We start from the raw sequence: 24,635 nt of genomic DNA, 5'->3' as shown, positions 1-24,635 counted from the left end.
GTCCCCGGCCGGGCGGAGCGGTGTGCGGCGCGCTGACCGTGAACCTACGGGCGCCCCGGAGCGGCCCGCAATTGCTTGCGGACAGACAACGCATGCTGTTCACGGGCCCGTTGCAATGTTTCGCACACCGTCGGAACTCCTTTCGGCGTTCCGTCCGGAACATCCGTCCCACCGGTGTCGTTGCCCCCGTCATGACCAAGTCCGCACCGCCCCGCAGGCTCTCCGACGACGCCCTCTCCGACCTGCTCGCCCGGCAGCGCTTCGGCACCCTCGCCAGCGTCCGGCGCAGCGGCCACCCGCACCTGACCACCATGCTCTACAACTGGGACGCGCCCTCCCGCACGCTGCGCTTCTCCAGCACCGCCGACCGCGCCAAGGTCGCCCACCTGCGCGCCGACCCGCGCGCCTCGCTGCACGTCCAGGGCGAGGACGTCTGGTCGTTCGCCGTCGCCGAGGGCGAGGCCGAGGTCTCCGAACCCACCACCACCCCCGGCGACGCGGTCGGCCGCGAACTGCTCGCCCTGCTCCCGCCCGACCTCCGCCCCGCCGACCAGGACGCGTTCTTCGCCCGACTGGTCGCCGAACACCGGGTGGTCATCCGCCTGAAGGTCACCCGCCTCTACGGCACCGCCCTGGACATCACGGCCTGAACCACCGCCGGTCGGCGGGGACGGGTCGGGTCACCGGGCCAGGTCGCGGACCAGGGTGCTGCTGACCTGCGGGAGTTCGCCGTACTCGGGGTCGTCGGAGTCGACCGGCAGTTGGTGGATCACGGCGGCCAGCCGGGGCGGGAGCCTCACGTCCAGGCCCTCGTGGCAGAGGGTGAGGATCTCGGCGAGGACCCCGGCGGGGAGCAGCGCGTCGCGGACGCCCACGACGCACGGGGGGCGGCGGGGGCCGGTGGCCAGGGCCTCGGCCTGGCGGCGCCAGAGTTCGGCGTCGAGGAACTCGCCGAGGCTGCGGTGGAGCAGGCTCAGGCAGGACGCGGCGGTGTAGGAGCCGCCGCCGGCCGCGAACTGCCACCAGAACTGGGCGCCGTCCCGGTTCCGGGCGGCGTGCAGCAGCGCGCCGAGGACGAGGGCGCCCTCAGGGTGGATCCGCCGGTCGTTGACCAGCAGGTCGAGCGAGGCGGCGGCGGTCGGCATCGCCAGCACCAGGGAGGCGGCGAGGTCCAACTCGTGGGCGGCCTGCAGGTTCTCGGACGGGAAGGGGCGCGGGGCCGTCAGCAGCCGCTCCCAGGACACGCCCGCGTCGTCGGGGCGCGGCGGCGCGGGGCGGGTGGGTGTGTGGAGGCCGTCGCTCCCGGCGCTCCCGGTGCTCATCTCGTTCCCCCGTCCGTCCGTCGTCCGTCCTGCCGCGTTCGGTGGTGCCGCGTTCGGTGGTGCGCCGTGCCGTCGTACCGCGTTCCGTCGTACCACGTTCCGTCGTGCGGTGTTGCGCCGTGCGGTGTTCCGTCGTGCGGTGTTCCGTCGTGCCGCGGGCCCGTCACCGGTCACCACTGCTCCCGGCGCTCCCGGTGGCGGCCGCCGACGGCGGTGGCCAGGCGGTCCAGGGCCTGTAGCGCGGTGGAGCGCACGTGGGCCTCGGTGGTGGCCAGGCAGTCGGCGATCTGGGTGTCCGTCAGGCCGAGCAGGTAGCGCAGCACCATGACGTCGTGGCGCCGTTCGGACAGCCCGCACAGCGCAGCGTACATCCGCTCGTGGCCGTCGCCGGTCTCCGGCAGGTGTCGGGCGAGTTCGGCGGCGGCGCGCAGCGTGCCGACCCAGGGCGGGACGGGTTCGGCGGGTATCGCTCCGCCGTCGGTCACCGGGCGCAGCAGGGCGGCGGCGACCTCCTCCTTGAGGATCGTCCAGGCCTGGAAGGCCGGGTACTGGTCGCGCAGGATCCTCGGCCACTCCCGCCAGACCCGGTCCTTCGCGGTCCGCACGGCCTCGCGCGCGGTGGCGGTGTCGCGCAGGCGGACGTCGGCGAAGCCGGACCACGTCCGCTGGTGGGTGTCGCAGAAGGCGTCGAACGTCAGGCGGTGCCGGTCCCCCACTGCCCGGTCGCTCTCGTTCATGCCGCTCCTCCTCCCCGGGCCGTCGGCGTGGCGGCGCGGCGCGGGAACTCGTGTCCCCTGGAGGAACATTAAGGCGCATCAGGTGTCCAGATGCTAATCCGGCACAAGGGGTTTCAAGATCAGACATAAGTCGTTCGACCCGACAAGCTGCCCATCTTCAACTCTGAGCGATCGTGAGCGAAACGGGACCGCTGATGACCGATCCGGTCACGACTGCCACCGAACCCGGCCGACGCCCTTGATTGTTCGTTCGCACGCATGGGCATAGTGGGTGCGACCGGCGGAGGATCACTGGCGTTCAGGGGGAACAGATGGCAGACGCACACGACCCGGCGGTCGAGGCGGGGGGCGGGACGGCGGTCGGAAGGGCAGTCGGGACGGCAGTCGGGGCGGAGGCCGGGGCCGGGGTCGAGGTCAACCTCGACATCCACCTGGCGCACTCCGCGCGGATGTACGACTTCTACCTCGGCGGGACCACCAACTTCCCCGCCGACCGGGAGGCCGCCGGGCGCGCGCTGGCCGTGTTCCCGTACGCCCGGTCCGCGGCCCGCGCCAACCGGGCCTTCATGCGCCGCTCCACCCGGCTGCTGGCCGAGCGGGGCATCCGGCAGTTCCTCGACATCGGCACCGGCATCCCGACCTCGCCGAACCTGCACGAGGTGGCCCAGCGGGTCGCGCCGGACGCCTCGGTCGTCTACGCCGACAACGACCCGATCGTCCTGCTGCACGCCCAGGCGCTGCTGCGCGGCACCGAACAGGGCGTCACCGCCTACGTCCAGGCCGACGTCCGCGAGCCCGAGGCCCTGCTGGAGGCCGCCGCCCGCACCCTGGACTTCGACCGGCCGGTCGCGCTCAGCATGAACGCCCTGCTGCACTTCGTCCCCGGCCGGGCCCACGGGATCACCGAGTACTTCAAGGACCGGCTGCCCAGCGGCTCCGCCCTCGTGATGAGCCACCTCACCCCGGACTTCGCGCCGGACGAGACCGCCCGGCTGATCCAGGTCTACACCGCCGCGGGAACGCCCGTCGCGGCCTGCACCAGCGAGGAGTTCGGCCGCTTCTTCACCGGCTGGGACGTCCTCGCCCCCGGCGTCGTCGCCACCCCCCGGTGGAACCCGTCCCCCGACGACGACACCGAACGGATCAGCGACGCCGGCGCCTCCTGCTACGGGGCCGTGGCCGTCCGTCCCTGAGCCGTCGGCCCCTGTCCTCCCGTCCCCCTGCCCTCCCGTCCCCGGTCCGTCGTCAGTCGGTGGTGGGGGCGGTCAGGTCGAGGGTGAAGCTGAACCGGTCGCCCCGGTAGAGGGTGCGGACGAGTTCGAGCGGGCGTCCGTCGGCGTCCCGGCTGCGGCGGTGCAGCAGCAGCATCGGGAGGGCGGGCGGGGTGCCGACCAGCAGCGCCTCGCGCGGGGTGGCGAGCACGGTCTCGATCCGCTCCTCCGCCCCGGCGAGGTGGACGCCGCGTTCGCGCAGGTACCCGTAGAGCGACCCGGTGGGGTCGAACTCCGCCGCCAGCTCCGGGACCCGGGCCACCGGCAGGTAGGTGGACTCCAGGCCGACCCGCTCCCCGTCGGCGCGCAGCACCCGTTCGAGGTGCCAGAGCGGCTCGCCGGGCGGGACGGCCAGCCGATCCGCCACCGCCGGATCGGCGGGCAGCCGGTCCAGCGCGATCAGGGTGCGGCCGGGGCGCAGGCCCTGCCTGGTGACGCCCTCGGTGTAGCTGGCCAGCGACAGCGGCTGCTCGATCTTGGCCCCGGCGACCACCGTCCCCCGCCCCTGCCGCCGCAGCCGCCCCTCGATCAGCAGGTCCCGCAGCGCCTGCCGGACGGTCGCCCGGGCCACCCCGTACCGCTCCGCCAGCCCGGCCTCGGTGGGTAGCCGCCCGCCGGGGCCCAACTCCGCGATCAGCTCCTCCAGTTCCGCCTTGACCAGGTAGTACTTGGGCACCCGGCCGTGCTCGGGCACCCCCGACCTGACGGGGACGAGGGGGACGCGGGGAGCGGCGTGGTTCACCTCCCCAGCGTAGCGAGCGCCCTCCGCCGGGCCCCCGGCCCGCCCCTCCCCTCTCCTCCCGCTCCTGTCGCTCCCGTAGCTCCCGTCGCCGACGAACCATCACGGAACGGTAACCGGTCTGGACTGAATTTTGACGCTTGTTCATACAACCGTGGATTCGGTGCGGGTTCGCGCTCGCCCGCCCGGCCCATCCTCGGTTGCCGGTGCAACCGCACCGCGTCGCTTTCCCGTTGGGAGCCCCCGTGCGCAACTCCCGTTCCACCATGGCCCTCTCCCTGTCCGCGGCGGCCGTCGTCGCGGCCGCGCTGGTTCCGTTGGGCGGCTCGTCCGCCTCGGCGGCGACCGGCACGTACAACGGCCTGCCGAACGGCAGCAAGCAGGCCAAGACGCTGGTCGTCGGCATCGACGGCACCCGGTACGACAAGCTGGCCGCGGCGGACGCGCCGAACCTGAAGGCACTGATGGCGTCGGGCACCACGGCGACGTCCAACCTGTACGCGAACCCGCTGGCGCCGACGCTGTCCGGACCGGGCTGGTCGACCATCGCGACGGGCGTGTGGCCGGACAGGCACAAGGTGCTGGACAACAACTTCACCGGTTCGCGCTTCGACCTCTACCCGGACTACGCGAGCCGGCTGGAGGCCGCCGACCCGTCGACCTCGACGCTGGTGATCGGCTCCTGGAACCCGATCACGGCCAACGTCTTCAACGGCACCGCCGACCTGCGGATCCCGGAGAGCGAGAACGACGCAAAGACCGCCTCGGACGCCGCCGACTACCTGGCGCACGGCAACCCGGACTCGGTGTTCCTGCACTTCGACGAGGTCGACGAGGCCGGGCACTCGTACGGCGGCGCGTCCGCCCAGTACCTGTCGGCGATCCACGGCGCGGACGCCCTGCTCGGGCAGGTGCTGACCGCGCTCAGGTCCCGCGCCACGTACGCCTCGGAGGACTGGCTGATCGTGGTCACCACCGACCACGGCCACACCGACGCGGGCGGCCACGGCGGCAACAGCGCCAACGAGCGGCAGACCTGGATGGTCCTCAACGGCCGGGGCCAGGCCGCCGGGGCGCGCCGGTACGACGTGAAGCCGGTGGACATCGCGCCGACCGTGCTCAAGCACCAGGGCGCGCCGATCGACCCGGCCTGGGGCCTGGACGGCAAGCCGGTGGACGAGATCGTGCCCGACGAGTTCGACGCGCTGCGGCCGAGCCTGCAGACCCGGGTCGACGAGACCGGCATCGGCTCGACGGTCAAGGGCTTCACCCGCACCCCGCCGGCCGGCTGGACGATCGACAACTCGCGGATGCCCACCGGCGGCGTCACCGAGTGGCGCGGCTGGGCGTTCGCCACCGACGAGTTCTGGACGGCGGCCCAGCTGGGCCAGGGCCGGGAGACCAACGTCCGGGCCCGCAACGTGTTCGCGGTCGCCGACTCCGACGAGTGGGACGACAAGTCGCACGGCACCGGCCAGTTCGACTCGACGCTGGTCAGCCCGGCCTACCCGGTGGCGGGCCGGACGCGCGGCACGCTGTCCTTCGCCACCGACTACAAGGTGGACGGCCCGCAGACCGGCGACGTGTACGTGTCCTTCGACGGCGGCGCCGCGCAGCTGGTGAAGTCCTACCGGGCCGATCTGAACGCGTTCGAGCACCTGGACGTGGCCGTGCCGGCGGGAGCCTCGACGGCCCGGTTCCAGTTCCGCTACACGGGCACCAACTCGGCGTTCTGGACGGTCGACCAGGTCGTCTTCGGCTGAACCGGCTCCGGCCCGGAGCGGGGCGGGCGGGCCCGTCCGGGCCGGGCGGGGCCCATCCGGCCCGGGGCGGGGTGGGCGGGCCCGTCCGGGCCGGGCGGGGCCCATCCGGCCCGGGGCGGGGTGGGCCCGGGGCGGGTCCGACCCGCCCCGGGGCCGCTCAGCGGGTCTTGAGCACCACCTGGACCGCGAAGGCGACCTGTTCGGCCGTCAGGTCGGCGCGGGCGGTGAGCCGCAGGCGCGGGACGCCATCGGGGACGGACGGGGGGCGGAAGCAGCCGACGGCCAGGCCCTCGTCCCGGCAGGCGGCCGCCCAGCGCACGGCGTGCTCGGGGTCGTCGGCGCGGACGGAGACCACCGCGCCGTCGGGGGCGGAGGCGTGCAGGCCGGCTTCGGCGAGCCGGTCGGCGAGTTCGCGGGCCACCCGGAGCGCGTCGGCGGCCCGGCCGGGTTCGGCGCGCAGCAGGCGCAGCGCGCCGAGGGCGGCGCCGACGGCGGCGGGGGCGAGGCCGGTGTCGAAGATGAAGGTGCGGGCGGCGGAGACCAGGTGGCGGATGACCCGTTCGGGGCCGAGGACGACGCCGCCCTGCGAGCCGAGGGACTTGGAGAGCGTCGCGGTGGCGACCACGTCGGGCTGACCGGCGATGCCGGCGGCGGCTCCGGCGCCCGCGCCGCCGGGGCCGAGGACGCCCAGGCCGTGGGCGTCGTCGATGACCAGCGCGGCACCGTGCGCGCGGGCGGCGGCGAGGTGGTCGGCGAGCGGGGCGGCGTTGCCGTCGACCGAGAAGACCGAGTCGGTGACCACCAGGGCACGGGGTTCGGTGCGGGCGGCGAGGGCTTCGCGCACCGAGGCGGGGTCGCAGTGCGCGGCGCGGGCGACCCGGCCCCTGGCGAGGCGGCAGCCGTCGATCAGCGAGGCGTGGTTGTGGGCGTCGGAGACGATCAGGGTGTCGGGGCCGGCGAGCGCGGTGAGGACGGCGAGGTTGGCGGTGTAGCCGGAGGAGAACACCAGGGCGGCCTGGTAGCCGCAGAACTCGGCGAGTTCGCGCTCCAGCGCGGTGTGCTCCTCGGTGGTGCCGGTGACCAGCCGGGAGCCGGTCGCGCCGCCGCCCCAGTGCAGGGCGGCACCGGCGGCGGCGGCGGTGACGGCCGGGTGGCGGGTCAGGCCGAGGTAGTCGTTGGAGGCCAGGTCGAGCACGGGGTCGGCAGCGGGGCGGCTGCGCAGCCGCCTGGTCAGCCCGGCGGCGTCGCGGACGGCCGCGGCCTCGTCCAGCCAGTCGAACACCCGCTCCGGAGCCTCGTCCGCTCCGCTGACCTGCGCGTCTGCCACCATGCCCGGCACTCTTCCATCCGGCGCGCGGCCGGGGCAACGCGCACCGCCCCGATGTGCGGCGTCCCACACTTCGGGGCCTCGGCGAGCGGCGGGCCGACCGGCTCCGGCAGACCCCCGGCGGACGGTTCCCGTCGCCCCGCGCACCTGCTGCCCGACCGGCTGGACGAGGTGGCCGCCGTGCACCTGGTGGAGTGGGGGCCACGAACCGCACCCGCCCCGCCCCGCCCCGCCCGCGCACCGGGTCCCCTCCGTCCACGCCCTTCCGGGCCTGCTGGCGGCGGTGTCCTGAACGGCGGCGCGGGCGGGACGGCCTGGCGGGGGGTCAGTTGCGGTAGCGGAACAGGATGCGTCCCCTGGTGAGGTCGTACGGGCTGAGCTCGACCAGGACGCGGTCGAACGGGAGGATCTTGATGTAGTTCTTGCGGATCTTTCCGCTGATGTGGGCCAGTACCTGGTGGCCGTTCTGCAGCTCGACCTTGAAGGTGGCGTTGCGCAGGCATTCGAGGACGGTGCCCTCGAGTTCCAGGCCCTTCGCTACTCGTGGCAAGGGTGGTCTCGATTCTCTGGTGGGAGGAAGGGGTGTATGTCGGGTGCGCCGGGCGGGGCCGCCCGCTCTCGGACGGCGCCGCCCGGTGGCGGTCAGTGGTGGATCAGTTGCAGGACGTGGCCGACCCGCTGCGCGCCGAAGCCCTCGAAGAGGGCGGTGGCGGCGGCGTGGGACTGGTCGATCTCGGCCCGGGCGGTGGCGGTGCCGGACTCGTGCAGGGTGTGCAGGGCGTGCGCGAGCAGGGTGCGGCCGAGGCCGTGCCGCTGGTGGGCGGCACGGACGGCGAGCAGACCGATCCGGGCGGGGCCGCGGTGACCGCGGACCACTCGGACCAGGCCCGCGTACCGGTCCTGGTGCACGGCGACGGCGTACAGCGAGGGGTCGATGAGAGTGTCCCCCGGAGGGGCGGGTCGAACCTCCGCGGGCATGGTGTGCCAGCCGGGCCCGGCCGCGACCTCGGCTCGGATCTCGCGGTCCAGCGCCCGCAGCCGGTCCTCGTCGGCCGTCCCGGCGGGCAGGACGCGCACGCCCGGGGCCGGGTTGGGCGCGTCGACGGCGGTGGACAGGACGTACTCCCACTCCCGCCGCTCGGGAACGAAACCGACCCGGCCCCAGCGGGCGGCCGCGTCGGTGTCACCGCCCTCGACCAGGGTGCGCAGCGGGGTGGCGGGGAGGGCGGCGAGCATCGCGGCGGCGAGCGGTTTGAAGGCCGCGTCGTCCCAGACGTCGATGCTGACGAAGTGTCGGTGGTCGGGGCGGACGGAGACGTCGGCCTGGCCGACGACCACGTCGTCGGCCAGGGCCTGCCACCGGGTCTCGTCGACCCGGGCGACCTGCACGGCGCTGGCGCCGCTACCGATACCGCTACCGGTGCCCTCAGTGCTGCTGGTGCTGTCAGTGTTCATGGCTTTCGCCTTTCGGGAGTGCCTGTGCCTGCGTTGTCACGCGGGCGCTCCCGACGACAGCTGTGTCAGTCGTTGCACCGTGGGGAAGGGGGGAGCACCCGCCTGGATCCTGCTCTCATGGGGGAACTCACCTCCTCGTTTCCGTTCACGGCGATCCGAACAGTAGCAACCTCCGGCCGCCCCTCCAACTCATTTGTTCTCCGACGTCCTCCTGCCCCCCTGCTCCTCTGACGGCGGCTCAGAGTGCCAGCGCGAGGCACCCGGCCGCGGCGGCGAGCAGGGCGAGGTTGAGGCCGATCCGCCGGTCCCCGCCGGTCAGGTGGACCGGTATCGCGCCCAGTTGCAGCAGGACCAGCCCGGCTGCGGCGGCCGGGGCGAGCCGGTCGGCGGTACCGGTCAGCGGGGGCAGCAGCAGGCCCGCGGCGCCGAGCAGTTCGACCGCGCCGAGGGCGCGCAGCGCGGGCCGCGGGACGCGGTCGACCCAGGCCATCATCGGGCGCAGCCGCTCGGGGTCGCGCAGCAGTTTGAGCGCGCCGGCGTAGGCGTAGAAGAGGGCGAGCAGGCCCGCGAGGGCCCAGTAGGCGATGTCCATGGTTCCCGTCCGTGCGTGGGCCCGTCCGGCCGGGCCCGTCGTGGAGCGTCGGCCGCACCGGCCGTGCCCCCATGAGTCCACCGCCGGGGTCGGGCGGCTGTCCAAGACCCGTTCCGCACGGCCGATACCGGATGGGTATCGTCGCAGCGTGGAGCTACGGACCTTGCGCTACTTCGTGGCGGTCGCCGAGGAACTGCACTTCGGCCGGGCCGCCCGCCGCCTGCACATCAGCCAGCCGCCGTTGAGCCGGGCGGTCCGGCGGCTGGAGGACGACCTCGGCGCGCCGCTGCTGGTCCGTTCTCCTGCCGGGGTCGCACCTCACGCCGGCGGGCGCGGTGCTGCTGGCGGAGGCCCGGGAGCTGCTGGCCCGGGCCGACCGGGTCCGGGCCAGGGTCGACGCGGCCGCCGGGCGGGCGGGCCTGACGGTCGGCATCCTGGGCGACGGCACCGATCCGGGCGTAGCCCGGCTGGCGGCCGCGTTCCGCCGCGACCACCCCGGCGTGGACGTGCTGGTCCGGGAGACCGACCTGACCGATCCGACCTGCGGGCTGCGCGCGGGGCTGGTCGACGTCGCGCTGACCCGGGCGCCGTTCGACCCGGACGGTCTGGCGGTGCGGGTGCTGCGGGCCGACCCGGTGGGGGCGGTGCTGCGGGCGGACGACCGGCTGGCCCGCCACGAGCGGCTGCGGCTGGCCCAACTGGCCGACCGGCGCTGGTTCAGTTTCCCGCCGGGCACCGATGCCCGCTGGCAGTCGTACTGGCACGGCGGCGTCCCGCGCGAGGGCCCGGTGGTCCGGGGCGTCCAGGAGTGCCTGCAGGCCGTCCTGTGGAGCGGGACGGTCGGACTGGCCCCGCTCGGCCACGAACTGCCCGCCGAACTGACCGTGGTCCCGCTGGTCGACCTGCCGCCGAGCCGGGTGGTGGTGGCCTGGCCGGCAGGCCGTACCGATTCGCTGCTGCACTCCTTCGTCAAGGCCGCGACTGCCGCGTACCGCCCCTGACGCCTGCCCGAACGCCCGTCCCGCCGCCCCTCAGCAGGCGCAGGAGATGCCCGAGCGCGGGGCGGTCAGGTCGTCGATCGGCCGCTGCTCGCTGCCGGCGGCGGTGTCGTAGGCGAAGCCCTCGCGGGCCCAGTACTCGAAGCCGCCGAGCATCTCCTTGACCCGGTAGCCGAGCCGGGCGAAGGCCAGCGCGGCCCGGGTCGCACCGTTGCAGCCGGGGCCCCAGCAGTAGGTGACCACGGTCAGCGCCGGGTCGATGCTCCCCGGGGCGAGCTCGGCGACCCGCGCAGTGGGCAGGTGGACGGCCCCGGGAATGTGCCCTTGGTCCCAGGCCGCCTTGCTCCGGGTGTCGACCACCACGACCCCAGGCACTCCGGCCGACAGGTCAGCGTGGACGTCGGACACGTCCGCCTCGAAGGCGAGCCGCGCCGCGTAGTGGGCGGCGGCCTCGACCGGGTCCGCGGCGGGGACGTTCAGGACGGCACTGGCGACCGGGGTGGGGGCAGCGGTGGCGGCAGGGGTGACGACGGTGGTGGCGGACATGGGGGTTGCCTCGTTTCTGGTGGTGCGGCGGCACGGAGTCCGGCGGGCCTTCCGGGTCTCCCGGCCGGTGGCGACGACCTCGAGTCTTCCGCTTCGCCCACCCCTTCCACGAGTGGCGTGAGCGCCTACGACCGCCAAGATCCCGCCAGGCCCGCTGCCGCTCCGCCACCGCCCCACCGGGCGCAGGCCCGTTCGAGCTCGGCCAGGTACTGCCGCGCCTCGAAGCGGACCTCCTCGACGACCCGGTCGTCGGGCCCGGGGTACGTCAGGTCGCTCCAGACCACCGTCCGCCCCCGGAGCCGCATCCGGAACCCGACCGTCGCCCCCGTCGCCGTCTCCGCGACCTCGACGGTACGGGCGTGGTCGGTCGGCCAGAGCGGGCCGCCGGGACGGAGCAGCCGTTCCGGCGGGGCACCGAACGCGTTGGCGTCGCTGCGGGTGATCAGGTCGAGGCCGTCCACGAAGAGGTACGTGTGGGTGGCCGCACACTGGGGCGGCCCCGGGCAGACACCGATCAGCAATGTGCTGACCGGTAGCGTGCCGACCGGCCTGCGGGCCCGGCGGTCGTCGCGGCAGCCGTCGTCGCCGCCGCCGGCGTGCGGGGGCTTACGCGGCATCGGGCGCAGGGGCGGTCGTCGGGTGGGAATCCGCGCCCGCCGGGGCCCGGTAGACCAGCAGGTAGCGCCAGAAGAGCAGCCGCCGCATCCTGACACCGGGCAGCAGTTCGGCGGCCTCCAGCCGCGTCCGCGCGTAGGTCATCGTCGGCGGGGTGACTGGCGCCCGCACCGCGTCCGGGCCGATCGGACGAGCGCCTCGGGATTGTTCGGCGAGCGCGACGGCCGCGCGCACGGCCGCGTTGACGGGAACGGCGGCCAGGCTCCACAGCCAGTCCGTGCGCGACTTCTCCGGGTAGCAGCCGAGGACGACCAGCACCCCGCCCGGGGCCAGTGTCTCCCGCAGCACCCGGACGGTCTCGAACGGCATGTGGTGCAGGCTGGCCAGACAGCAGACGAAGTCGTAGTGCCCGGAAGGCAGTTCGGCCCGGGTGATGTCCTCGCACCGGAACCTTGGCATCGGCCCCTCCGTGGCGGACGTCACCGCCCGGGCCGCCTCGATCGCCTCCGCCGAGGGGTCGACGGCGTCCACCTCCACTCCCCGAGCCGCCAGCCGCCGCGCGAAGCGACCCGTCCCGCAACCGACGTCGAGCGCGGTCCGGGCACCTGCGGGGAGGTGTCGCAGCAGCAGGCGGTGGTAGTGATCGTTGTGGTCGAAGGACATGGCGCCGACCCTGTCACAGCCCTGCCCCCTCGACAGCGTTGTTTCGCGGATCCGCAGGCTCCACCCCGCTCGTGCGGCGATCAGGCCGCGAAGCAGGAAGCCGTGCGACCCGACCGCCGCGGTGTCAACACCGGCGGAACCTGACAGGCCGGTCAACGGCCGCCTCCCTTCCAGGAGCGAGACCAGACCCACGGGCTTCACCGTCCGGCCCAGTGTCAGCCGCCGCAGCACGGTGGCGCTCCGCCCGGGGTCGGCCGCGCCGGGCCGTCGCAGGTGGTCGGCCGCGTCACCGTCGGTGTACACCAGCAGGCTCGCCCGGCCTCCCATGGCCCTCCTCTTGCCGACGCGCGCCCACTCCACCACTACGTCTGCCAACTGGCCGTATCGGCCCCAGTCCTGGCCTCCCTTGCGCTCCCGGAGGCCGTTCGCACGGGCGGTCACCACCCGCCGCGCCCCGCGACGAGGGCCCGTCCGCTCCCCGCCGCCCGGTCGGCGCTTGCCCGGCGCGCGGAGGGCGGGTGAGGGTGGGGGCCGGAGCTGACGGAGGGGAGTCGGACGGATGGAGATCGTCGAGCGCGCGGTGACGGTGCCCTGGGAGGGGTGGCGGTGCACGCCTGCGGGCGGGAGCGATGTCGGGGTGGTGGTGCTGTCGGGGTCGAGCGGGCGGGTGGAGCTGGCGCGGGCCCGGGTGCTGGCCGAGGCTGGGTTCGACGTGCTGACGTTCCGCTGGTTCGGTGGGCCGGGGCAGCCGCCCGGGGTGTGTGAAGTCCCGTTGGAGACCTTCACGGCGGCGGTCGACCTGTTGCGGGCGGAGGGCGCACGGCGGATCGGCTTCCTCGGGACGTCGAAGGGTGCGGAGGCCTCCTTGCTGACTGCCGTACACGACCAGCGGGTGGACGCGGTGGTGGCGCTGGCACCCACCTCCTTGGTGTGGTGCAACGTGGGACCGGGCGCGGACGGTGCGAACCGCCCGCTCCGTTCGAGTTGGACGTGGCGTGGGCAGCCGCTGCCGTTCGTTCCGATGGACGAGACGTGGACGCCCGCCGAGCCGGAGAGCGCCCCGGTCGCCATCCGGGGCTGGTACGAGCAGAGCGAGCGGACGTTCGCCGACGCGCTGCCCGCTGCGGAGATCCCGGTGGAGCGGGCCCGCGCCGACCTGTTGCTGGTCGCGGGCGGCGCGGACGCGATGTGGCCCTCACTGCCGTTCGCCGAACGCCTGCGCGTCCGGCGCGAAGCCGTCGGCGCCTCCGTCCGCCTGGTCACCGACCCGGAGGCCGGCCACCGGCTGCTGCTGCCCGGCGAGTCACCGCTGCCTCCGTCTCCGGTCTTCGACCACGGCGGCGGCCCGGAGGTGGACGCCCGCCTGGGCGCGGCGGCCTGGCCGCACGTTCTCGCCGTGCTCGGCGGCGGGCTGCCGCACACGAACTGAGCGACTGAGGCCGCATCAGCCCCCGCCGTCCGGACGGCGAGCCAGCAGAGCCCGCCAGTGGACCGCCCCCGCACGCGGGTGGCCGAGGCCGGACCGCCGCGGGCGCTCCTACGGGACGCCGACCGTTCACCAGTGCCGGTGGGCATGCCCGGGTTCGCATGGACCTCGGGGGCCGACAACAGGGACAACACCCGACGGAACTCGGATGCCAGACGGGTGGTGAGCCACCGCGCCGCGCCGAGCCACTTCTTCTTCACGCTGACAAGGGTTCGCATGCCCTCAAAGTAGTCAGCCGCGCATTCGCTGTCTCTGGAGGCAGGTTCCGTCTTTTCGGTGAGGCTGGCTGCACCGAAAAGACGGAACCTGCCTCCAGAGACAGCAGCTCGGCGATCAACGAATCTTGGATGCGACGGACACCGGGCCGGTAGATGACCCTGGCTGACCGCCGATTTTGACGAGACATCAGGAGATCGGAGGAGTACATGGCTGCGAACATGCTCGCGGTGTGCTGGGGTGCCGCTTCGGCGGCGGCGGGTGCAGCGGCCTCGTCCTGGCGGGCGCTGGATTCCGTGCTACGCCCGTACACGCGGCACCGGCTGCTCGGCCGGCGGCAGTTGGAGTCGCGGCCACGGCCCCGGCCGGGCGCGCGGATCCTGACGGTAGGACCGGGCACGAGGCTGGAGTCCCTGCGGACGGCACCGCGCTCGGGCCCGACCGAACGGCTTGACGTGCTCGACGTGCAGCAGGAGGCGCACGGCCACGCGATGGCCCGGGTCGGCCAGGAGGGCGGTGGCGGCATCCCCCCGGCCGGGGCGGACGCCAGCGCCCTGCCGTTCCCGGACGGTGCGTGCGACACGACGCACCTGGCAGCGGCCCTGAACGAGTCCTCTGATCCGGAACCGTCTTCGGAGGAACCGCGCCGGGTGGGACGGCCCGGCAGGCGGGTGATGGTCGGCGGGCGCTCCGACCTCCACCGGGTCCGCCGCGCCCACAGTGCCGGCCTGCGCGTGACGGAGTCGAGCGGTCCCCCGATCGCCTGTTCCGTCTCTCTGAAGCCGCGCCGCTCCGCACGGTCCCACGACGCCCCGCCCGTGGAGGCTCACATACCGGTCGGGTAGCCGATCTCCGCGATGTCCCGGGCGAGTTCGGGGAGTTCGATGTCTGGGTTCAGCGCCCGCACGACCTCCGGTGTGAGCGGCCGCAGGGCGTACACGTGGCGGACGGCGTCGAGGTCGGTGTCAGCTTCGTAATATTCCTCCGCGAAGCCCTGGTACGCCTCGGGGCTGCCGTCCAACAGCAGCTCGAACAGTCCGGCGGCACCGCCGTCGTCCGGCCCGGGCACGGGGCTCCCCATGCGCCAGGCGGCGTCGGTCGTCTGGCGCCAGAAGCACACCGTGGCTTCCAACACCCCGTCCTCGTCACAGAAGGCGGGCTCCTCGGCCTGCTTTCGAAATACCTCCGGCATCCCGTCGAGCAGCCCGGGCCACAACTCCGCCGCTCCCCGTCCGTACCGGCTCAGGCCGGATTCGTGGTCGAACCCGCGGGCGAAGGCCCCGGCCGCCGTGAAGACGATCGAGTACGCGTTCCCGCTGCCGTCGCGCATCGAGGCCATCACCTCCCCGGGCGCCCAGTGCGAGTCGCACGAGTAGTACCTGTCCCCCCAGTCAGGGCTCAGGACGGCGTCCAGCATCGCGAGCGCACGGCAGCGCTCCAGGACGACCGGGGTCTCGGGCAGGCGGCGGATCAGATCGGCGACGTTCATCCGCTCATTCGATCATCCCGCGCCGACGCCTCCGGCGCCGTCCGCGGTGCCCTGCTCGTAGGCGGCCATGGTGCGGACGAACAGGGCGCGCTCGGCGGGGGTGAGCGGAGTGAAGGCGGCCTGCCAGGAGGCGGAGCCGTTGGCGAGCCAGCGTTCGATCGCGGTACGGGTGTCGGGGTCGGCGGTCAGCGAGACGATGGTGCGTCGCCGGTCGGCCGGGTCGGGGCTGCGATCCAGGACGCCCTGGCGGGCGAGGTCACCGACCATCAGGCTGGCGGTGGTGTGGGCGACTTCGAGGCGTTCGGCGAGCGCGCCGACCGGCATCGGGCCGTCGAAGACCAGGTAGGCCAGGAGCGACAGGTGCCGGGGGGCGAGCTGGAACCCTGCCAGCGCCTCGGGCACAGCGGTCCGCTTGACCCGGGCGGCGACACGGGGCATCAGCAGCAGCATCGCCCGGACGGCGTCGTCCGCGCTGAGGCCTTCCGGGTTCGCGGTGCTTCCGTCGGCCGCCGCGCCGCCTCCACCACCCGGCGCACCCTCACCTCCGCGCGGGTAGCCCTCGACACGGGGGGCGGACGGGCCGGTCATGCGCCCTCCCGGTCGGTACGCGTCGTCGGTACGCGTCCCGTCGGTACGCGTCGAGGTCCGGCCCGCCTGGGCAGCGGGCCGGACCTCACCGTACCGGACCTCCGGTCAGCGCTCCGGGTGCGGGGCGGACACGGCGAGCAGGTGTTCCTCCTCGTAGGCGAAGTGCGCCTCCAGCCCTTCGGTGAGCCGGTCGAGTTCGGCGCGCAGGGTGGCGGGGCCGGTAGCCGGGTCGTCGGGGTCGTCGGGGGCGGCGAGGTGGGCCTCGAAGCGGGCGAGCGCGTCGGCGACGGTGCGGTGGTCGGCACGCAGCCGGGTGATCGCGGGGGTCAGCTGGGGGTAGCGGCGTTCAAAGGCGGTGAAGGCGCCCTCCTCGCGGATGTGGTGCATGTCGAGTCCGTAGCAGAAGCTCAGGCAGCGTTCGCGCAGTTGGGCGGCCAGGTCGGGGCCGGGAGCCGGGTCGGCACCGTCCAGGCGGGCGCGCAGGTCGGCGAGTTGGCGGCGCAGGTCCTCGTGGTGGAGCCGGAGGCCGGCGACGACTGCGGCGGGCAGTCCGGGGTCGCCGGTCAGGTCGAGCGGGTGCAGGGCGATCACCGGGATGTCCCGGTCGGCCCGGTCGGCGTACTCGGCGAAGGCGGGGAAGCGGCGGGCCTGTTCGGCGTACTGGCGGGCGCGTTCGTCCGGGGCGAGTTCGACGGGGCGGACCGACTGGGCGACGATCCCGCCCTCGCCGTCGGGCAGTTCGACGGTGCCGCCGCCTGCGGCGAGGACGTTGTGGTACCAGAGCGGGTGTTCGGTGGCACCCCCGTTGGAGCCGAACACCAGGTAGCGTCCGGCGTCCTCGCGGTAGGCCAGCGGGGTGGTGCGCGGGCAGCCGGTGCGCCGGCCGGCGGCGGTGAGCAGCAGCAGGTCGGGAAACCCCTCGACCCTTCCGCCGTTCGCCCGGAACTCTGCGATGACCTGTCGGTTGAAGTCCTCGGCCATGGTGCTGTGCCCTCCCCATTCCCCGTGACGCGCCCCGACGCAGCACGGCGCAGCACTGCGTGGCGCGTCGCGACACTGCATCGCACTGCACGGTCCGATGCGTGCGGCATCCTGCGGTGCGGCGCGCCGTCGTCGTCGATTTACATTTGCAAGCAAATACAATCTAGGCACGTCCCGCCTCGGCGGTCAACAGCACCCCACCCCGGCGCGCCGCCGTCACCCCTCCGCCACCTCCACGATCACCAGCGTGCCGCGGCTCCCGGGGCGGACGGCGTGCGCGGCGCCCGCCGCGACCACGTACAGCTCCCCCGCGCGGACCGTCAGCGGCACTCCGTCCACCTCCAACTCCAAGCGGCCGTCCAGCACGAGCAGGGCCTCGTCCGCGTCGTGGCGCTCCACCGCCAGCGGCAGTTCGTCCATGCGCAGCAGCTTCACGCAGGCCGCTCCCACCCGGCCCAGCATGCGCGACTTCCACGCCAGCGGCAGTTCGGCGGCGACCCCCACCAGGTCGAACGGACTCACGGCACACTCCTCCCCGCGAGGCGCCAGGGCCCCGCGCACCAGGTTTCGACGGATGTCCGGAAGCTATCCGGCCGGGCACCCGAAGTGGTCGACCGTTTGGCAAAAACCCGCGCCGAGCGAATCCGAACCACCGCTCCACCCGCCCCGGCCCACCATCGCTTCGCTCCGATCCGCTCCGCACACGGCCTTCGAGTCCTGTACGCACGGGGGTTGACGTGACCACGCGGGCACCCCTAACTTCACGTCTTGAAAAAGGTCCAGACCAAAGCCGGCAGGGCTGCTGGCCACCACCACTGTTCCCCCGTCAGGGGACGCTCCGCCCTGCCCGGACCGCTCCGGACGCTCCCTCAGGCATCGCTTCGCGTTCACTTCATGAACGAGTGAACGTTCTCCCCCACGAGGAGCCGCCTTGATCCGCACCCGTTCCCGCGCCGGTCTCCGCCCCCGGGCCGGCGCCCGCGCCCTCCTGCGCGCGACCGCCGCCGCCGTCACCCTGCCCGCCACGGTGGCCGGCCTGCTGGTGGCCGGTGCAGGCCAGGCCTCGGCCGCCGCCAACGCCGGGCCGGGCTTCCCGGCGCACTACGCGGCGCCGTACCTGGAGACCTGGAACTCGCCGAACACCCTGGCGGACGCCCGCAACAGCGGCGGGCTGAAGTACGTCACCCTCGCCTTCGTGATCAGTGACGGCAGCTGCAACGCCACGTTCAACGGCAACACCGCCATCACGGACGCCGGTTGGACCAACGCGATCAACGCCCACCGGGCGGCCGGCGGCGACGTGATCGCCAGCTTCGGCGGCGCCGCCGGCACCGAGCTGGGGCAGGCGTGCGGCAGCGTCTCCGCGCTCCAGACGCAGTACAAGCGGGTGGTGGACGCGCTCAACCTGACCAGGATCGACCTGGACATCGAGGGCGGCGCGCTGAACGACACTGCTGCCAACGACCGCCGCAACCAGGCGCTCGCCGCGCTCCAGCAGGCCCAGGCGGCGGCGGGCAAGCGGCTGGACGTCAACTACACGCTGCCGGTCAGCCCTTCGGGTCTCGAATCCAACTCGATCAGCCTGCTGAACAACGCGAAGAGCCGCGGTCTGACCGTCAACGCCGTCAACATCATGACGATGGACTACGGTCCGGCGATGGACATGGGCCAGGCCGCGATCAGTGCCGCCAACGGCCTGCACACCCAGCTCGGCCAGATCTGGACGTCCAAGACCTCCGAACAGCTGTGGGCGATGGAGGGCAACACCCCGATGATCGGGGTCAACGACACCCAGGCCGAGGTGTTCACCACCGCGAACGCGCAGACCCTGGAGTCCTTCGCCGCGTCCAAGGGCATCCAGCTGCTCGCCTTCTGGGCGGTCGGCCGCGACAAGGCCTGCGCGTCCAGCGGCACGCTCTCCGACAGTTGCAGCGGCACCCCGCAGTCGGCGTACCAGTTCTCGAGGACCTTCAACGCGATCACCGGCGGCTCCACCACCCCGCCGCCGAGCGGCGGCCGCACCGGGCAGATCACCGGCTACGGCGGCAAGTGCGTGGACGTGGCGGCCGCGAGCTCGGCCAACGGCACCGCGGTCCAGCTGTACGACTGCAACGGCACCGCCGCCCAGCAGTGGACGGTCGGCACCGACGGCACGATCCGCGCGCTCGGCAAGTGCCTGGACCTGACCTCGGGCGGCACCGCCAACGGCACCCAGGCACAGCTGTACGACTGCAACGGCACCGGTGCCCAGCAGTGGCAGGCGCAGTCGAACCGGACCCTGGTCAACCCGGCCTCCGGCCGCTGCCTGGACGCCACCGGCCCGTCCTCCGCGAACGGCACCCGGCTGCAGATCTGGGACTGCTTCGCCGGCGCCAACCAGCAGTGGAACCTCCCCGCCTGAGCACCCGCCGTCCCCGGACCCCGTGTCCGGAGAAAGGAGCAACCCCCGTGCGCAGCAGAAACAGCACCACCCTCAGCACCCGCGCCAACAGCAGTAGCAGCAACAGCAGCGGTAGCAGCAGGCTCCTCCCGCTGACCGCGGCCGTCGGCCTGCTGGCCTCCTCGGCGGTGCTGCTCTCCCCCGCCCCCGCCGCACTGGCCGCCGTCCCGAGCGGGGCGACCACGCTGGTGGCGCAGAACTCCGGCAAGTGCGTGGACGCCGCCGCGGCCGCCACCGCCGACGGCACCGCCGTCCAGCAGTACGCCTGCAACGGCACCACCGCCCAGCAGTGGCAGGTCCAGGACCTCGGCAACGGGTACGTCCGGATCAACAACCAGAACGACACGTCGAAGGCGTTGGACGTCACCGGCGTCTCCACCGCCGACGGCGCCAAGGTCCAGCTGTGGACGTACGGCGGCGGCCTGAACCAGCAGTGGCAGGCGGTCGCCGAGGCGAGCGGCGCCTACCACTTCGTCAACCGCAACAGCGGCCGGTGCCTGGACGTGCCGAGCGCCTCCACCGCCGACGCGGTGCAACTGCAGCAGTACGCCTGCAACGGCACCGCCGCGCAGTCCTTCACCTTCGGCAGCACCGTCACCAACCCGCCCGGCACGCCCGACTTCGGGCCGAACGTGACCGTCTTCGACCCGTCGACGCCCGCCGCGACGATCCAGGCCAAGCTGAACGCGGTCTTCGCCCAGCAGGAGAGCAACCAGTTCGGCACCCAGCGCCAGGCACTGCTGTTCAAGCCGGGCAGCTACGGCGTGGACGCCAACGTCGGCTTCTACACCCAGGTCGCGGGCCTCGGCCTGTCCCCCGACGACGTGACGATCAACGGCGCGGTGCACGCCGAGGCCGACTGGTTCCAGGGCAACGCGACGCAGAACTTCTGGCGCTCGGCCGAGAACCTGTCGGTCAACCCGACCGGCGGCACCGACCGCTGGGCGGTCTCCCAGGCCGCGCCGTACCGCCGGATGCACGTGCGCGGCAACCTGCAGCTGGACGACGGCGGCTGGTCCTCGGGCGGCTTCGTCGCCGACTCGAAGATCGACGGCCAGGTCCGCTCCGGCTCCCAGCAGCAGTGGCTGTCGCGCAACGCGCAGTGGGGGAGCTGGACGGGCTCCAACTGGAACATGGTGTTCGTCGGCGACGTCAACGCGCCCGCCAACTCCTTCCCCAACCCGCCGTACACCACCGTCAACCAGACCCCGGTGGTGCGCGAGAAGCCCTTCCTGTACGTCGACGCCGCGGGCGCCTACAAGGTGTTCGTCCCGGCACTGCGCTCCAACAGTTCCGGCACCAGCTGGGCGGGTGGCGCGCAGCCGGGCAGTTCGCTGCCGATCGACCAGTTCTTCATCGTGAAGCCGGGCGCCACCGCGTCCGACGTCAACGCCGCGCTGGCGCAAGGCAAGAACCTGCTGTTCACCCCTGGCGTCTACCACCTGAACCAGCCGCTGAACGTCAACCGCGCCGACACCGTGGTGCTCGGCCTCGGCCTGGCCACCCTCGTTCCGGACAACGGCGTCACCGCCGTGAACGTCGCGGACGTGGACGGCGTCAAGCTGGCCGGTCTCCTGATCGACGCCGGGACGGTCAACTCGCCGGTGCTGATGCAGGTCGGTGCGGCGGGCTCGTCCGCCGACCACTCGGCGAACCCGACCTCGCTGCACGACGTGTTCTTCCGGATCGGCGGCGCGGGCGTCGGCAAGGCGAGCCAGTCGCTGGTGGTCAACTCGAACAACGTGATCGGCGACCACATGTGGCTGTGGCGGGCGGACCACGGCAGCGGTGTCGGCTGGACCAGCAACACCGCCGCCAACGGACTGGTCGTCAACGGCGGCAACGTCACCATGTACGGCCTGTTCGTCGAGCACTACCAGCAGACCCAGGTGATCTGGAACGGCAACAACGGCCGCACGTACTTCTTCCAGAACGAGCTGCCGTACGACCCGCCGAACCAGGCCGCCTGGATGAACGGCTCGACCCGTGGCTACCCGGCCTACCAGGTCGCGTCCGGCGTCACCGCGCACGAGGCCTGGGGCCTGGGCTCCTACGCCTACTTCAACGTCAACCCGGCCGTGGTGGAGGACCACTCCTTCGAGGCCCCGAACCGCACGGGCGTGCGCTTCCACGACATGGTGACCGTCTCGCTCGGCGGCACCGGCACCATCGCCCACGTCATCAACTCGACCGGCGGCCCGTCCAACTCGGCCACCAACGTGGCCAACCTGGTCGCCTACCCGTAGGCCCGGTCCCCACCGGAGAAGACCGGGGCCGCCCCTCCGTGCGGGAGGGGCGGCCCCGGCACGTTCCCCGCGCACCGGACGGCAGCGGGTGGCCTTCGGACGGCGTTCAGCCCCGCTCGGCCGTGCTGCGCAGGACGCAGAACTCGTTGCCCTCCGGGTCGGCCAGCACCGCCCAGCCGGTGCCGTCGGGGTTGCGGCGGTCGGCGACCAGGGTGGCGCCGAGGGCGAGCAGGCGGTCGACCTCGGGGTCGCGGGCGGCGTCGGGGCGCAGGCAGAGGTGGACCCGGTTCTTGACCGTCTTCGGTTCGGGCACCTGATTGAAGTACAGCACCAAGCCGCCGTCGGCGAGTTCGACCTGGGTCTCCCGGTCGCCCGGCGCGCTGTCCGGGTCGACCGGGCGGCCGGTGACGGCGCTCCAGAAGCGGGCCAGTGCGAAGGCGTCCGCACAGTCGATCGCGACGTTCTGCACTACTGAGACCATGCCCGGGAGTCTCCCCCACCGACGCGCCGGAAGGCGAACGCGGCACACCGGACCGGCACCGGGCGGACCGGCATGGTGGCAGCGCCCCGGGGTATCCGGTGCGGGCAGGGCACCGGGACCGGAGGATCGGACGCACGATGGGGAGGGCCACGACGGTGGGCAGCGGACGGACGGCGGGCGTCGAGCAGGGGAAGCCGGTGCCGGTCGGCACCGGCCGGGCGGACGGGAGCGCCCACTGGTGGCACTTGAAGCACTGGCGGTCCCGGGGAACCGGTCCCGCACCCGTGTCCGCGCCCGAACCCGACGCCGCGCGGACGGAGCGGGCGGAGCGGACGGAGCGGGCCAAGCCGCCGTTCCTGCACCGGCGGGGGCCGCTGTCCGTCGCCGTCCGGTGGCTGGTCCTGCTGGCCGGCTTGGTACTGACCGTGGTGTTCGCGGTCGGGCTGGCCCGGGTGACGCTGGTGCCGGTGCCCGGCGCGCGGAACCTGGTGCACCCCAACTTCCACCTCGGGGCCTCGCTCCGGGCCTACCTGGACCAGCCCGCCGTCCGGGCCGCGGTCCAGCAGGTCGGCGGGAACGTCCTGCTGGGCGTGCCGTTCGGCGTGCTGCTGCCGGTGCTGTTCCCCCGACTGCGCAGTGTGCTGGCCGCGACGGCGCTGACCGCGTTGGTGATGGTCACGGTCGAGGCGGCGCAGGGCCTCCTGGTGGAGGGCCGGGCCTTCGACGTGGACGACGTGGTGCTCAACACCCTCGGCGCCCTGCTCGCCCACCTCCTGGTGGGCCGCCGGATCGGCCGCGCCCTGTACGCGCGGCCCTGATCCCCGCGGATCCCCGCGCGTCGGGTGCATCAGCGGCGGGCGGCCCAGACCTGGCGTTCGGTGCGCACCGCGAGGTCCGGGCGCAGGGCGATGCTGTCGGGGCCGTCGGCGTCGGTCAGGCGGTCCAGGGCGGCGAGGTCGGCGGGGTCGAGGTGGTCGGCGGCGGCGGTGCGGATCCGGCGCAGGCCGGCCAGGGCGTAGCGGCCGACCGAGGGGTGCTCGGTGGTGGCGACGTCGACGGTGACGGTGCGTTCGCCGGTGACGGTGAAGCCGGCGGCGGTCAGCAGCGGCCCCCAGTCGGCGCCGCGGTGCGGGACGTGCTCGGCGTGCAGGAGGTCGGTGACGGCGTGGCAGCGCTCCTCCAGGCCGGGGCGCTCGGCGGGGGCGTCGGCGGGCAGGAAGCGCGGGAAGCCCGCCAGCTCGACCAGGGCGAACAGGCCGTGCGGCGCGAGCAGGTCGCGGACCCGGCGCAGGGCCTGCCCGGGGTCGGCCATGTGGTGCATCGAGGCGGACGCCCAGACCAGGTCGGGGGTGCCGAGCTCCGGCCAGCGGTCGGCGTCCAGGTCGGCCTGCACGGTGGTGACCCGGTCGGCGAGGCCCAGCGCGTGGGCCTTCTCGCGCAGGCGCTGCAGGTGGCCGGGCGAGGTGTCGACGGCGGTGACCCGGGCCCCGGGGAAGCGGCGCAGCAGCGCGAAGGTGCCGGCGCCGGTGCCGGCCCCGAGGTCGACGACGTGCCGGGGTTCGGCGTCCAGCGGTAGCCAGTCGGTGATCGCGGCGAGGTGGTCGGCGAGCACCTCGGCGTCCAGGTCGAGGACCTCGGCCAGTTCGGCGTCCTCCTCGGCCGCGTGCGCGTGGGGGTGGACGTCGGTGTGCGGGTGGGTGTGGGAGTGCGGGTGGCTCATGGATCCACCGTACGGGCGGTATGCGCGTGGAGCACGTGCCCTCCCGGAAAGCGCAAGAGAGCGCCGTATCCGTATGCGGCAGGCGCAAGCCACCGTCAGTCGGGCCCGGTGGTCGGGCGGGCCGTCAGCAGTTGCGCGGGCCGGGGTCGGGGCGGTGGCCTCGGCGGGCGTCGCGGTCGAAGATGCCGAGGACCTCGCACGGGCCGCCCTCGGCGCCGATGGCGTGCGGCATCATCGTGGGGAACTCGGCGGCCTGGTGGGTGGCGAGGCGGATCCGGCGGTGGCCGAGCATCAGGATCGCGGTGCCGGAGAGCACGACCAGCCACTCCCGGCCGGGGTGGGCGCGCATCCGGGCCGGGTTGTCGGGCGGCGGTTCGGTGATCCGCTGGCGCACCACGCTGATGCCGGGGTCGCCCTTGACCGGCCAGCGCATGGTGCCGTGCGGGCCGTCGACGGTCGGGTTGACCACCACGTCCTCGGCGGCGGTCTCCACGAGCTGGTCGAGCGTGGTGTCCAGGGCCTTGGCCAGGGTGACGAGTTGGTCGAGGGCGAGGCGGCGCTGCCCGTTCTCGATCCGGCTCAGCGAGGACTGGCTGAGGTTGGCGCGGGCCGCCAGCTCCTCCAGCGACCAGCCCTGGGCGACCCGCAGTGCGCGGATCCGCTTGCGGACCAGTCCGTCCAGGTCACCGGGGTCTTCCGTCATACCCGGCATCGTAAGGGGCGTCGGAGCAGGTCGGGGCCGGCGTGGGCGAGGACGCGGTCGGCGCGGTCGGCGTCGACCAGGCAGGACAGAACCTGCTGGTGCAGGCCGCCGAGCCGGTCCCGGACGGTCACCTCCACGTGGGCATCCTGGATCGCCGCGAGGGCGGGCCCGGTGAACCGGGCGAGCACGCTGCGGCTGTCGCCGACGAGGGCGGCGTCGGCGCCGAGGGAGGTGAGGCGGTAGTCGTGGCGGAGGTC

Annotated in this window: 26 protein-coding genes and 1 pseudogene; 9 read left to right on the top strand and 18 right to left on the bottom strand. The window is 73.7% G+C overall.

Annotated features, from left to right (window positions below; translation table 11 throughout):
* Window positions 1-191: 191 nt before the first annotated feature.
* The gene (locus tag ACZ3J7_RS11030; protein ID WP_465619111.1) at window positions 192-650 is read left to right on the top strand and encodes a PPOX class F420-dependent oxidoreductase; all 459 of its coding nucleotides are present in this window, start codon (window positions 192-194) and stop codon (window positions 648-650) included.
* 30 nt (window positions 651-680) lie between these two features.
* Here the strand turns inward: ACZ3J7_RS11030 and ACZ3J7_RS11025 are convergent, their stop codons facing one another.
* Window positions 681-1,322, bottom strand: coding sequence for a hypothetical protein (locus tag ACZ3J7_RS11025; protein ID WP_465619109.1), 642 nt, complete (start codon window positions 1,320-1,322; stop codon window positions 681-683).
* Window positions 1,323-1,492: 170 nt separating this feature from the next.
* Window positions 1,493-2,059, bottom strand: coding sequence for a sigma factor-like helix-turn-helix DNA-binding protein (locus ACZ3J7_RS11020; protein WP_465619107.1), 567 nt, complete (start codon window positions 2,057-2,059; stop codon window positions 1,493-1,495).
* A gap of 449 nt (window positions 2,060-2,508) precedes the next feature.
* Here ACZ3J7_RS11020 and ACZ3J7_RS11015 point away from each other — a divergent pair, with 449 nt between their 5' ends.
* The gene (locus tag ACZ3J7_RS11015) at window positions 2,509-3,252 is read left to right on the top strand and encodes an SAM-dependent methyltransferase (protein WP_465619378.1); all 744 of its coding nucleotides are present in this window, start codon (window positions 2,509-2,511) and stop codon (window positions 3,250-3,252) included.
* 52 nt (window positions 3,253-3,304) lie between these two features.
* On the opposite strand, the gene ACZ3J7_RS11010 is transcribed toward ACZ3J7_RS11015, so the two are convergent.
* Window positions 3,305-4,072 carry a GntR family transcriptional regulator gene (locus ACZ3J7_RS11010; protein ID WP_465619105.1) on the bottom strand — a complete coding sequence of 256 codons (768 nt, stop codon included), beginning with the start codon at window positions 4,070-4,072 and terminating at the stop codon, window positions 3,305-3,307.
* Between the two features lie 242 nt (window positions 4,073-4,314).
* Here ACZ3J7_RS11010 and ACZ3J7_RS11005 point away from each other — a divergent pair, with 242 nt between their 5' ends.
* Entirely contained in the window at window positions 4,315-5,832 is a 1,518-nt protein-coding gene (locus ACZ3J7_RS11005; protein ID WP_465619103.1) for an alkaline phosphatase family protein, read from the top strand.
* A 157-nt stretch (window positions 5,833-5,989) separates the two neighbouring features.
* On the opposite strand, the gene ACZ3J7_RS11000 is transcribed toward ACZ3J7_RS11005, so the two are convergent.
* The 4 genes from ACZ3J7_RS11000 to ACZ3J7_RS10985 form a co-directional block, all read right to left on the bottom strand.
* Window positions 5,990-7,162 carry an 8-amino-7-oxononanoate synthase gene (locus ACZ3J7_RS11000; RefSeq protein WP_465619101.1) on the bottom strand — a complete coding sequence of 391 codons (1,173 nt, stop codon included), beginning with the start codon at window positions 7,160-7,162 and terminating at the stop codon, window positions 5,990-5,992.
* Window positions 7,163-7,484: 322 nt separating this feature from the next.
* Entirely contained in the window at window positions 7,485-7,709 is a 225-nt protein-coding gene (gene infA, locus ACZ3J7_RS10995) for a translation initiation factor IF-1 (RefSeq protein WP_014140224.1), read from the bottom strand.
* Between the two features lie 92 nt (window positions 7,710-7,801).
* Window positions 7,802-8,614, bottom strand: a complete 813-nt coding sequence (locus tag ACZ3J7_RS10990) for a GNAT family N-acetyltransferase (protein WP_465619098.1) — start codon at window positions 8,612-8,614, stop codon at window positions 7,802-7,804.
* 238 nt (window positions 8,615-8,852) lie between these two features.
* Complete coding sequence (locus ACZ3J7_RS10985; protein ID WP_465619097.1) at window positions 8,853-9,206, bottom strand: DoxX family protein; 354 nt, start codon at window positions 9,204-9,206, stop codon at window positions 8,853-8,855.
* Window positions 9,207-9,354: 148 nt separating this feature from the next.
* Between ACZ3J7_RS10985 and ACZ3J7_RS10980 the strand changes: the two are divergent.
* Window positions 9,355-10,207 (top strand): annotated as a pseudogene (locus ACZ3J7_RS10980) (LysR family transcriptional regulator).
* Window positions 10,208-10,237: 30 nt separating this feature from the next.
* Here ACZ3J7_RS10980 and ACZ3J7_RS10975 read toward each other — a convergent pair.
* The 3 genes from ACZ3J7_RS10975 to ACZ3J7_RS10965 form a co-directional block, all read right to left on the bottom strand.
* Window positions 10,238-10,750 carry a rhodanese-like domain-containing protein gene (locus tag ACZ3J7_RS10975; RefSeq protein ID WP_465619095.1) on the bottom strand — a complete coding sequence of 171 codons (513 nt, stop codon included), beginning with the start codon at window positions 10,748-10,750 and terminating at the stop codon, window positions 10,238-10,240.
* A 125-nt stretch (window positions 10,751-10,875) separates the two neighbouring features.
* Window positions 10,876-11,367 (bottom strand): hypothetical protein, encoded by a 492-nt coding sequence (locus ACZ3J7_RS10970; protein ID WP_465619093.1) that lies wholly within the window; start codon window positions 11,365-11,367, stop codon window positions 10,876-10,878.
* The gene (locus ACZ3J7_RS10965; RefSeq protein ID WP_465619091.1) at window positions 11,357-12,355 is read right to left on the bottom strand and encodes a class I SAM-dependent methyltransferase; all 999 of its coding nucleotides are present in this window, start codon (window positions 12,353-12,355) and stop codon (window positions 11,357-11,359) included. Before ACZ3J7_RS10965 ends, ACZ3J7_RS10970 begins: the two co-directional genes overlap by 11 nt.
* A gap of 232 nt (window positions 12,356-12,587) precedes the next feature.
* Between ACZ3J7_RS10965 and ACZ3J7_RS10960 the strand changes: the two genes are divergently transcribed.
* Together ACZ3J7_RS10960 and ACZ3J7_RS10955 are read left to right on the top strand one after the other, a co-directional pair.
* Window positions 12,588-13,457, top strand: coding sequence for an acyl-CoA thioester hydrolase/BAAT C-terminal domain-containing protein (locus tag ACZ3J7_RS10960; RefSeq protein WP_465619089.1), 870 nt, complete (start codon window positions 12,588-12,590; stop codon window positions 13,455-13,457).
* A gap of 482 nt (window positions 13,458-13,939) precedes the next feature.
* Window positions 13,940-14,575, top strand: coding sequence for a class I SAM-dependent methyltransferase (locus ACZ3J7_RS10955; RefSeq protein WP_465619087.1), 636 nt, complete (start codon window positions 13,940-13,942; stop codon window positions 14,573-14,575).
* On the opposite strand, the gene ACZ3J7_RS10950 is transcribed toward ACZ3J7_RS10955, so the two are convergent.
* The 4 genes from ACZ3J7_RS10950 to ACZ3J7_RS10935 form a co-directional block, all read right to left on the bottom strand.
* Window positions 14,557-15,219, bottom strand: coding sequence for a hypothetical protein (locus ACZ3J7_RS10950; protein ID WP_465619085.1), 663 nt, complete (start codon window positions 15,217-15,219; stop codon window positions 14,557-14,559). The two genes, ACZ3J7_RS10955 and ACZ3J7_RS10950, sit on opposite strands and share 19 nt — an antisense overlap.
* Window positions 15,220-15,231: 12 nt before the next feature.
* Window positions 15,232-15,807, bottom strand: coding sequence for a MarR family winged helix-turn-helix transcriptional regulator (locus ACZ3J7_RS10945; protein WP_465619083.1), 576 nt, complete (start codon window positions 15,805-15,807; stop codon window positions 15,232-15,234).
* Window positions 15,808-15,912: 105 nt separating this feature from the next.
* A complete protein-coding gene (locus ACZ3J7_RS10940; RefSeq protein WP_465619081.1) occupies window positions 15,913-16,788 on the bottom strand; it encodes a nitroreductase/quinone reductase family protein in 876 nt (291 codons plus the stop codon).
* Window positions 16,789-17,004: 216 nt separating this feature from the next.
* On the bottom strand, window positions 17,005-17,250 hold the full coding sequence (locus ACZ3J7_RS10935; RefSeq protein ID WP_465619376.1) for a cupin domain-containing protein: 246 nt from the start codon (window positions 17,248-17,250) through the stop codon (window positions 17,005-17,007).
* Between the two features lie 469 nt (window positions 17,251-17,719).
* On the opposite strand from ACZ3J7_RS10935, the gene ACZ3J7_RS10930 reads away from it, so the two are divergent.
* Window positions 17,720-19,189 carry an RICIN domain-containing protein gene (locus ACZ3J7_RS10930; protein WP_465619079.1) on the top strand — a complete coding sequence of 490 codons (1,470 nt, stop codon included), beginning with the start codon at window positions 17,720-17,722 and terminating at the stop codon, window positions 19,187-19,189.
* Window positions 19,190-19,320: 131 nt separating this feature from the next.
* The gene (locus tag ACZ3J7_RS10925; protein WP_465619374.1) at window positions 19,321-21,474 is read left to right on the top strand and encodes an RICIN domain-containing protein; all 2,154 of its coding nucleotides are present in this window, start codon (window positions 19,321-19,323) and stop codon (window positions 21,472-21,474) included.
* Window positions 21,475-21,580: 106 nt separating this feature from the next.
* On the opposite strand, the gene ACZ3J7_RS10920 is transcribed toward ACZ3J7_RS10925, so the two are convergent.
* The gene (locus ACZ3J7_RS10920; protein WP_465619077.1) at window positions 21,581-21,955 is read right to left on the bottom strand and encodes a VOC family protein; all 375 of its coding nucleotides are present in this window, start codon (window positions 21,953-21,955) and stop codon (window positions 21,581-21,583) included.
* A 137-nt stretch (window positions 21,956-22,092) separates the two neighbouring features.
* Here ACZ3J7_RS10920 and ACZ3J7_RS10915 point away from each other — a divergent pair, with 137 nt between their 5' ends.
* Entirely contained in the window at window positions 22,093-22,773 is a 681-nt protein-coding gene (locus ACZ3J7_RS10915) for a VanZ family protein (RefSeq protein WP_465619075.1), read from the top strand.
* A gap of 29 nt (window positions 22,774-22,802) precedes the next feature.
* Here the strand turns inward: ACZ3J7_RS10915 and ACZ3J7_RS10910 are convergent, their stop codons facing one another.
* From ACZ3J7_RS10910 to ACZ3J7_RS10900, 3 genes are all read right to left on the bottom strand, one after another.
* The gene (locus ACZ3J7_RS10910) at window positions 22,803-23,675 is read right to left on the bottom strand and encodes a class I SAM-dependent methyltransferase (protein WP_465619073.1); all 873 of its coding nucleotides are present in this window, start codon (window positions 23,673-23,675) and stop codon (window positions 22,803-22,805) included.
* Between the two features lie 124 nt (window positions 23,676-23,799).
* On the bottom strand, window positions 23,800-24,378 hold the full coding sequence (locus tag ACZ3J7_RS10905; RefSeq protein ID WP_465619071.1) for a helix-turn-helix domain-containing protein: 579 nt from the start codon (window positions 24,376-24,378) through the stop codon (window positions 23,800-23,802).
* Window positions 24,375-24,566: a hypothetical protein gene (locus ACZ3J7_RS10900; RefSeq protein WP_465619069.1), complete on the bottom strand. Its 192-nt coding sequence runs from the start codon at window positions 24,564-24,566 to the stop codon at window positions 24,375-24,377. Before ACZ3J7_RS10900 ends, ACZ3J7_RS10905 begins: the two co-directional genes overlap by 4 nt.
* Window positions 24,567-24,635: the final 69 nt, after the last annotated feature.

The organism is Kitasatospora sp. NPDC015121 (assembly GCF_055562955.1).
The sequence above is the reverse complement of the archived record's forward strand: the minus strand, read 5'-3'. Positions and strand labels throughout refer to the sequence as shown.

What these genes read in the sequence shown, in the direction of transcription:
- ACZ3J7_RS10945 (WP_465619083.1), bottom strand. Translation starts at nt 15,807, where the DNA reads ATGACCGGCCCGTCCGCCCCCCGTGTCGAGGGCTACCCGCGCGGAGGT.
- ACZ3J7_RS10935 (WP_465619376.1), bottom strand. Translation starts at nt 17,250, where the DNA reads ATGCTGGGCCGGGTGGGAGCGGCCTGCGTGAAGCTGCTGCGCATGGAC.
- ACZ3J7_RS10950 (WP_465619085.1), bottom strand. Translation starts at nt 15,219, where the DNA reads ATGAACGTCGCCGATCTGATCCGCCGCCTGCCCGAGACCCCGGTCGTC.
- ACZ3J7_RS10920 (WP_465619077.1), bottom strand. Translation starts at nt 21,955, where the DNA reads ATGGTCTCAGTAGTGCAGAACGTCGCGATCGACTGTGCGGACGCCTTC.
- ACZ3J7_RS10985 (WP_465619097.1), bottom strand. Translation starts at nt 9,206, where the DNA reads ATGGACATCGCCTACTGGGCCCTCGCGGGCCTGCTCGCCCTCTTCTAC.
- ACZ3J7_RS11030 (WP_465619111.1), top strand. Translation starts at nt 192, where the DNA reads ATGACCAAGTCCGCACCGCCCCGCAGGCTCTCCGACGACGCCCTCTCC.
- ACZ3J7_RS10965 (WP_465619091.1), bottom strand. Translation starts at nt 12,355, where the DNA reads ATGGGAGGCCGGGCGAGCCTGCTGGTGTACACCGACGGTGACGCGGCC.
- ACZ3J7_RS10970 (WP_465619093.1), bottom strand. Translation starts at nt 11,367, where the DNA reads ATGCCGCGTAAGCCCCCGCACGCCGGCGGCGGCGACGACGGCTGCCGC.
- ACZ3J7_RS10990 (WP_465619098.1), bottom strand. Translation starts at nt 8,614, where the DNA reads ATGAACACTGACAGCACCAGCAGCACTGAGGGCACCGGTAGCGGTATC.
- ACZ3J7_RS11015 (WP_465619378.1), top strand. Translation starts at nt 2,509, where the DNA reads ATGTACGACTTCTACCTCGGCGGGACCACCAACTTCCCCGCCGACCGG.
- ACZ3J7_RS10915 (WP_465619075.1), top strand. Translation starts at nt 22,093, where the DNA reads ATGGGGAGGGCCACGACGGTGGGCAGCGGACGGACGGCGGGCGTCGAG.
- ACZ3J7_RS10975 (WP_465619095.1), bottom strand. Translation starts at nt 10,750, where the DNA reads ATGTCCGCCACCACCGTCGTCACCCCTGCCGCCACCGCTGCCCCCACC.
- ACZ3J7_RS11025 (WP_465619109.1), bottom strand. Translation starts at nt 1,322, where the DNA reads ATGAGCACCGGGAGCGCCGGGAGCGACGGCCTCCACACACCCACCCGC.
- ACZ3J7_RS10905 (WP_465619071.1), bottom strand. Translation starts at nt 24,378, where the DNA reads ATGACGGAAGACCCCGGTGACCTGGACGGACTGGTCCGCAAGCGGATC.
- ACZ3J7_RS10940 (WP_465619081.1), bottom strand. Translation starts at nt 16,788, where the DNA reads ATGGCCGAGGACTTCAACCGACAGGTCATCGCAGAGTTCCGGGCGAAC.
- ACZ3J7_RS10960 (WP_465619089.1), top strand. Translation starts at nt 12,588, where the DNA reads ATGGAGATCGTCGAGCGCGCGGTGACGGTGCCCTGGGAGGGGTGGCGG.
- ACZ3J7_RS10910 (WP_465619073.1), bottom strand. Translation starts at nt 23,675, where the DNA reads ATGAGCCACCCGCACTCCCACACCCACCCGCACACCGACGTCCACCCC.
- ACZ3J7_RS10955 (WP_465619087.1), top strand. Translation starts at nt 13,940, where the DNA reads ATGGCTGCGAACATGCTCGCGGTGTGCTGGGGTGCCGCTTCGGCGGCG.
- ACZ3J7_RS11020 (WP_465619107.1), bottom strand. Translation starts at nt 2,059, where the DNA reads ATGAACGAGAGCGACCGGGCAGTGGGGGACCGGCACCGCCTGACGTTC.
- ACZ3J7_RS11000 (WP_465619101.1), bottom strand. Translation starts at nt 7,162, where the DNA reads ATGGTGGCAGACGCGCAGGTCAGCGGAGCGGACGAGGCTCCGGAGCGG.